Here is a 1,230-nt window from a genome sequence, read left to right on the forward strand (position 1 = left end):
AGCGCGACTGCAGTTACTGCGCGAGTTCTCCCGCCGCGGCCTGACATTACGAACAGCCTCGGTGGCAGAAATAAGGGCGTTCAATGATGCCCGCGAGCAATCGCTGAATCTGCGCAGTCAGCTCAAGGAAGCCTACCGGCTGCGTAACAGTGAGCTGAGGCAGCAATCCACAGGTTTTGCATTACCAGGCAGCGAAGCGGCCTATAACCAGCGTATCAACCTGCTGAAAGCCGCACTCGTGCCTTTGGAGGATCGGCTTGCGGGTGCCTTTTCCGTCGGTGGCGATGGCCCGGCGCAAATCGGCACGGTGATCGATGGCCTGGATCCGCAGTTGCGTGCGGAGATGACTCGGACCGCACGGGACTTCCGGGCCACCGGAACCTTTAACAAGCCGCTATTGGCGGCGGTGAAGTCGAAAGGCGATGGAATCGCGTTAGTGTTGTTTGTAATTCAGGGGTTGAAGTTTATTGATGGGCTATTTGTCCTCCTGAATAACGACAAGCGCTCTTCAGTGGATTATCTAACTTTCACCGATTCTTTAATTGGAATAACTGCAGCTGGCTTTGCAGCTGCGCAAGGACTTTCTGTTACGATCTTTCAAGCACATATCGAGCAGATGGAAAGTGCTGCCGGTAAGTTAAACACCATGAGCCGTTTGGGACGCTGGAGCGGGATTGCGGGATTAGGAGCCTATGTGTCGATCGGTCTAGCAGCCTCAGTCGATTTGGGTAAGCATTCCCTTCAGTGGGGTAGAGCCTTGGCTAAAGGCAATTACAAGGGGCTGGGTGCTACCACGTTGCAGATTACTGGCGATGGGATACTGGTGGGCACCAACACCTGGGCAGCCAAGCACACGGGCTCGATTATCAAGAATATCTTGAAAACACCGACCGAACTGCGCGCTTTGGCCTGGGCAGAAGCCAGCCCACGCCTGTTGGCCATCGGTGCACGTGCCAACCTGATAGGGCTGATCGCCACCGCCCTGCAACTGGCAGGGGAAGGCTTGTACAACTATTTCAATCTAGATGACCTGCAAGTGTGGATGGAATCCAGCACCTGGGGCAATAAATCCAGACACCGCAACCTGCAAGACGAATGGAGTGAGCTTGCCAAGGTCGTGCAAAAGCCGACTTGCGATCTGATCCGCGATGACAAAAAAACTTACCTGAAACTGGTGCTGCCCGGCATCAGCACCCAGGAAATGGACCGCCGCACGTTACAGCTACAAGT

Annotated in this window: 1 protein-coding gene; it reads left to right on the plus strand. The window is 54.8% G+C overall.

The annotated features are described in order from the left end of the window. Nucleotides 1–1,230: hypothetical protein (locus NPS47_RS25155; RefSeq protein ID WP_274297419.1), on the plus strand; the 1,230-nt coding region annotated here is incomplete at both ends.

It is taken from the genome of Pseudomonas putida (genome assembly GCF_028682475.1).
Lineage (GTDB): Bacteria > Pseudomonadota > Gammaproteobacteria > Pseudomonadales > Pseudomonadaceae > Aquipseudomonas > Aquipseudomonas putida_AG.